The organism is Neisseria sp. P0001.S005, from assembly GCF_051963715.1.
Genome location: NZ_JBQCTZ010000227.1, coordinates 1 through 5,210 on the forward strand (window position 1 = coordinate 1; position 5,210 = coordinate 5,210).

General features: G+C 48.3%; 5 protein-coding genes and 1 pseudogene. 1 reads left to right on the forward strand and 5 read right to left on the reverse strand.

Translation table 11 applies throughout. The annotated features are described in order from the left end of the window. A pseudogene (locus ACTHSP_RS17555) lies at window positions 1–240 on the forward strand (nitroreductase family protein); the annotation flags it as partial. Window positions 241–352: 112 nt separating this feature from the next. Here ACTHSP_RS17555 and cysS read toward each other — a convergent pair. The 5 genes from cysS to obgE form a co-directional block, all read right to left on the reverse strand. Beyond that, window positions 353–1,774, reverse strand: coding sequence for a cysteine--tRNA ligase (gene cysS, locus ACTHSP_RS17560; protein WP_049350930.1), 1,422 nt, complete (start codon window positions 1,772–1,774; stop codon window positions 353–355). Window positions 1,775–1,776: 2 nt separating this feature from the next. Further along, a complete protein-coding gene (locus ACTHSP_RS17565; RefSeq protein WP_440346551.1) occupies window positions 1,777–2,409 on the reverse strand; it encodes a MutH/Sau3AI family endonuclease in 633 nt (210 codons plus the stop codon). After that, window positions 2,399–3,214: a DNA-methyltransferase gene (locus ACTHSP_RS17570; RefSeq protein WP_440346552.1), complete on the reverse strand. Its 816-nt coding sequence runs from the start codon at window positions 3,212–3,214 to the stop codon at window positions 2,399–2,401. The genes ACTHSP_RS17565 and ACTHSP_RS17570 overlap by 11 nt, the downstream gene beginning before the upstream one ends. After that, window positions 3,207–4,016, reverse strand: coding sequence for a Dam family site-specific DNA-(adenine-N6)-methyltransferase (locus ACTHSP_RS17575; protein WP_049329459.1), 810 nt, complete (start codon window positions 4,014–4,016; stop codon window positions 3,207–3,209). The genes ACTHSP_RS17570 and ACTHSP_RS17575 overlap by 8 nt, the downstream gene beginning before the upstream one ends. Before the next feature lie 159 nt (window positions 4,017–4,175). Beyond that, window positions 4,176–5,210: GTPase ObgE (obgE, locus tag ACTHSP_RS17580; RefSeq protein ID WP_440346553.1), on the reverse strand; the 1,035-nt coding region annotated here is incomplete at its 5' end.

The following is a 5,210-nucleotide window of genomic DNA, read 5'->3' on the forward strand; positions in this document are numbered from 1 at the left end:
TGGGCGGATCAGGCAAATGCCATGGTTCAATATGCTGTGTGGACAACATTGGCGGCTGCCGGTATCGGCGCCAATCTGCAACACTACAATCCGCTGCCTGATGCAGCCATTGCTAAAGAATGGAATCTGCCGGAAAGCTGGTTGTTGCGTGCGCAAATGGTGATTGGCGGTATCGCGGCTCCAGCCGGCGAAAAAGCCTTCCAACCAATCGAAGGCCGTCTGAAAGTATTCGGCGCATAAATGAAATGATGTTTTCAACCAAGGGCGCGATGTTTGCGCCCTTTTTGAAATAGCAAAATTAAAAAGGCCGTCTGAAAACAGTTTCAGACGGCCTTTTATCTATGCCATGAAATCAACCGCGGCGCCAGGTCGTGCCGCCGGCGTTGTCTTCCAGAATGATTTTGTGTTCGTTCAGAAGGTCGCGGATGCGGTCGGATTCCGCCCAGTTTTTATCCGCGCGCGCCTGTTTGCGGCGGGCGATCAAGTCGTCGATTTCCTCGTTGGACAGGCCGTCTGAAACGGCACCGCCTTGCAGGAACTCAATCGGATCACGTTGCAACAGGCCGATGATGCCGCCCAAAGCTTTCAGGCAGCCGGCGAGGTGCGCATCATTGGTTTTGTTCACTTCGCCTGCCAGTTCGAACAGTACGGCAACGGCTTCGACCGTACCGAAATCGTCGTTCATGGCGGCGTAGAAGCGGCTGGTGTAGTCGTTGGCATTTTCGGACAATTCGAACGCGGCGGCTGGGGTGTTTTTCAAAGTGGTGTACAGGCGGGTCAGTGCGCCTTTGGCGTCATCCAGATGCGCGTCGGAGTAGTTCAGCGGGCTGCGGTAGTGGGCGCGCAGGATGAAGAAACGCACGACTTCCGGGTCGTATTGTTTCAACACTTCGCGGATGGTGAAGAAGTTGCCCAACGATTTGGACATTTTTTCGCCGTCCACACGGATGAAGCCGTTGTGCAGCCAGTATTTGACATGGCTGGCAATGCTTTGACCGTGATGGGTTTGCGCGTGGTCATGGCCGCAGGTATGGCCTGTCGCGCCGACGCTTTGGGCAATTTCATTTTCATGGTGTGGGAACTGCAAGTCCGCACCGCCACCGTGAATATCGAAAGTATCGCCGAACAGGTTTTCACTCATTGCGGAGCATTCGATGTGCCAACCCGGACGGCCGTTGCCCCAAGGGCTTTCCCATGCCGGCTCGCCTGCTTTGGCCGCTTTCCACAATACAAAATCAAGCGGATCGCGTTTGAAACCATCGACTTGCACACGCTCCCCTGCGCGCAGGTCATCCAACGATTTGCCCGATAATTGTCCGTAAGCGGCAAACTCGCGCACGGCATAGTAAACGTCGCCGTTGGCGGCAAGATAAGCCTTGCCGTTTTGAATCAGGGTCTCAATCATGGCAATCATTTGCGGAATGTTTTCCGTTGCCTTCGGCTCAATATCCGGACGCAACACACCCAAGGCATCGGCATCTTCGTGCATAGCCTGAATGAAACGCGCAGTTAGCTCGCCGATGGTTTCGCCGTTTTCAGCCGCGCGGGCAATGATTTTGTCGTCGATGTCGGTAATATTGCGCACATAAGTGAGCGGATAACCGCACTCGCGCAACCAACGGGCAATCATGTCGAACACAACCATCACACGGGCATGACCTAAGTGGCAATAGTCGTAAACGGTCATACCGCAAACGTACATACGCACGTTTTTAGGATCGATGGGGGTGAAAGGTTCTTTTTGACGGGTAAGGGTGTTGTAGATGGTGGTCATGTTTAATTTTCTGTACTATTTAAATTAATGAATTTAGCCAAAAATGAAGGACGAGCATAAAATGCTCTGGATGTAGAACCATGTCCTGATCCTTTTGTTCTTGGTTGGATATATATACCCATCTTGCCTATCAGGAAATTAAATCCTTTATTTGGGTCTAGAATGGTCTGACGTACTAAATTGTAATCAGCTTTTACTGATTCATATAAATCAGAACCTTCATTCAAATCAAATTCGACAATATCATAAACAAAACTAGGGTCATCAACAGTTCTCCCAACAGTTCTTGCAACAACGACTGCTTTTTTTAATTTTGATAGTAAGTGGCTATCTTCAAATTCTTTCTGACAAACATTGACAGGATCAATCATAGTAATAGCCATCGTTTCTTTGAATGCTAATCTACCATTTCTTAGGGTTTTTATTGGGATAGATTTTAATTCCCATGAACCGAAGTTGGGTGATTGGGCAGAATTTAACGGCAACTCCAAAAAACGTTCTACTACATGTCCCGCCCAACCTTTATTAACTTTTCCTGATGGAGCATAGACAGTAACATTATATTCTCTTGCTAAATCATGTAGGTTCTTTCCAAGTAAATCCTGCATTTTCACAATAGCCTCTCTACGTTCCATTAGTTATCCTTTTCTCTGCCAATTCAAAAAAATTTTGCTTCATCTCACATCCGCAAAATTTCCGTCCATTTTTTATAGCAGCAACGCCTGTTGTTCCACTGCCCATAAATGGGTCGAAAATCAAATCGCCAACATTAGATGCAGCTAATATACAGCGCTCTAGCAATGCTAGCGGTTTTTGCGTTGGGTGTTTACCGAACGTTTTTTCCGTTTTGTTTGGTGGCGGGAACACCCAGACACTTTTCATCTGTTTGCCATTGTTTTGTATTTTCATCATGTCGTAATGGAAAATATGCTTTGCCTTCTTATCTTTCTTTGCCCATAACAGTGTTTCGGTGGAATTGGTAAAAAATCGGCAGGACAAATTAGGTGGGGGATTAGGTTTTTCCCAGGTAATATTGTTCAGAATATGATACCCGATGGTCTGCATCAAGTAGCCGATCAGATAAATATTATGGAATGTGCCACATACCCAAATCGTGCCGTTCGGTTTTAGCAAGGCATAGCATAAGCGCAGCCATTCTTCGTAAAAAACTAAATCCGCCGCCATGCCTTTAGATTTATCCCAACTACCTTTATTGACGGAAACCATTTGCCCGTTTTGGCAGGTAAAGCCATCATTGGATAAAAAATAAGGAGGATCGGCAAAAATCATATCAAAACAGCCATCCGAGTGTTTGTCCAAGATACGGCGCATCACATGAAGAGAGTCTTCGTTATAAATAATGGAGTCGTCTGAAACCAGTTTTTTCAGACTGCGTCCATAATGTGCTACTTCTTCCGATAGTTTGTTAAATTCACTCATAAATTGCTAGTAATTCTCCGACTTTTTTCCTACTGCTTCCTTTGGCGGCAATACTGCGTTGAACTTCGACTGTTTTAATAACAGCACCACGGTAAATCTCACGGGTAAATGTGGTATCGTGATTGGAAATTAGAATACCGTGCGCCCGCCGTGCTGTTTGTTTGGCAATTTCTGCCAAGCGTTTTTGTTCGTCCAAATCGAAACCGCTTTTGGAGTAGGAGGTAAAGGACGAGGTTTCGCTCAAAGGTGCATAAGGTGGGTCGCAATAAATGGTGTCGCCATCTTCCGCTGCATCTAATGCCGTCTGGAAATCGCTGCAGGTCAAATCTATCCGTTCGGATTTCTGTACAAAAGCCTGCATTTCGGTTTCGGGGAAATAAGGAGATTTGTAGCGTCCGAACGGTACGTTGAAACAGCCTTTGCTGTTGTAACGGCACAATCCGTTGAAGGCATGGCGGTTCAGATAAACAAACAGAGCTGCGCGCTCAATGGTGTCAGTACTGTGGTTAAATCTGTCACGTAAGTCATAATATTTTTTTTCGTTATTATTTTCAGGGATAAAGAAAGAATGTGCGTAGTCGATAAAACTATGTTTTTCTGTTTTTAAGTTTGAAAACAGAACAATCAAGTCAGTATTAATGTCATTGAGCAAATACCTCTCAAAATCCAAAGACAGTGATAAGGCAGCAGAGCCTGAAAACGGTTCAATCAGGCGTTTTCGTTTTTTTGTGGGGATGTGGGTTTCAATAAAGGGGACAAGTTTATACTTCCCTCCAGCCCATTTCAGAAAGGGTTTGGACATATCTTGCTCATAGCCGCCCGTAAGCGGCTATATCATATTTGGTTACTTAATAATCGCCCGTAGACGATTAGCTTGTTCGTGGTAGTTACGATTCTTTCTAAGAATACTTTGTTGAATTTCAGACGGCCTTTTACGTCATCAATAGGCCGTCTGAAATTTTTACTCCGGCTTAAATACGCCGGTATCCGTTTTAGGCTGCTGCTCGGCAATCTCGGTATTTACCGCTGCCTGCTCCGTTTCGGTTTTCTCGGCTTCGATGCGTTTTTTCTCGGTCAGGTATTGGTTGATTTGGTGCACCAATTCCTGCGTACCTTGGTGGGTCAGAGCGCTGATTTGGAAGAGGCGCGGGGTTTTCATGTCGAATTGGAAGCGGTCGTCTGGTTTCGGGTAGTCCCAGCCGATGGCTTCGAGGAAGGAGGCGGTGCGTGCTTGGGCTTCTTCTTCGTCGAGCATGTCGAGTTTGTTCAGCACCAGCCAGCGCGGTTTGCCGTAGAGTTCTTCGTCGTATTTGCGCAATTCGTTGATGATGGCAAGGGCTTCTTCGGCGGGGTTGACGGTTTCGTCGAAGGGTGCCAAATCGACGACGTGCAGCAGCAGGCCGGTACGTGATAAGTGTTTGAGGAAGCGGTGTCCCAAGCCTGCGCCTTCTGCCGCGCCTTCAATCAGGCCGGGGATGTCGGCCATGACGAAGCTGTGGTTTTCGTCGATGCGCACGACGCCTAAATTCGGATGCAGGGTGGTGAAGGGGTAGTTGGCGATTTTTGGACGTGCGGCGGATACGGCGGTAATCAGGGTGGATTTACCGGCGTTGGGCATGCCTAACAAGCCGACGTCGGCGAGGACTTTGAGTTCGAGTTGCAGGGAACGGGTTTCGCCTTCTTCGCCGGGCGTGGATTGTTTCGGGGCGCGGTTGACGGAGGATTTGAAGTGGATATTGCCCAAGCCGCCTTTGCCGCCCTTGGCGAGGCAGACGCGCTGGCCGTGGTGGGTGAGGTCGGCGACGATTTCGTCGGTGTCGAGGTCGCGGATGAGGGTGCCGACGGGCATTTTGAGGATGATGTCGTCCGCCCCTGCGCCGTAGCGGTCGGAACCGTGACCTTTTTCGCCGTTTTTGGCCTGGTAGCGTTTGACGAAGCGGTATTCGACGAGGGTGTTGGTGTTTTCGTCGGCTTCTGCCCAAACGCTGCCGCCTTT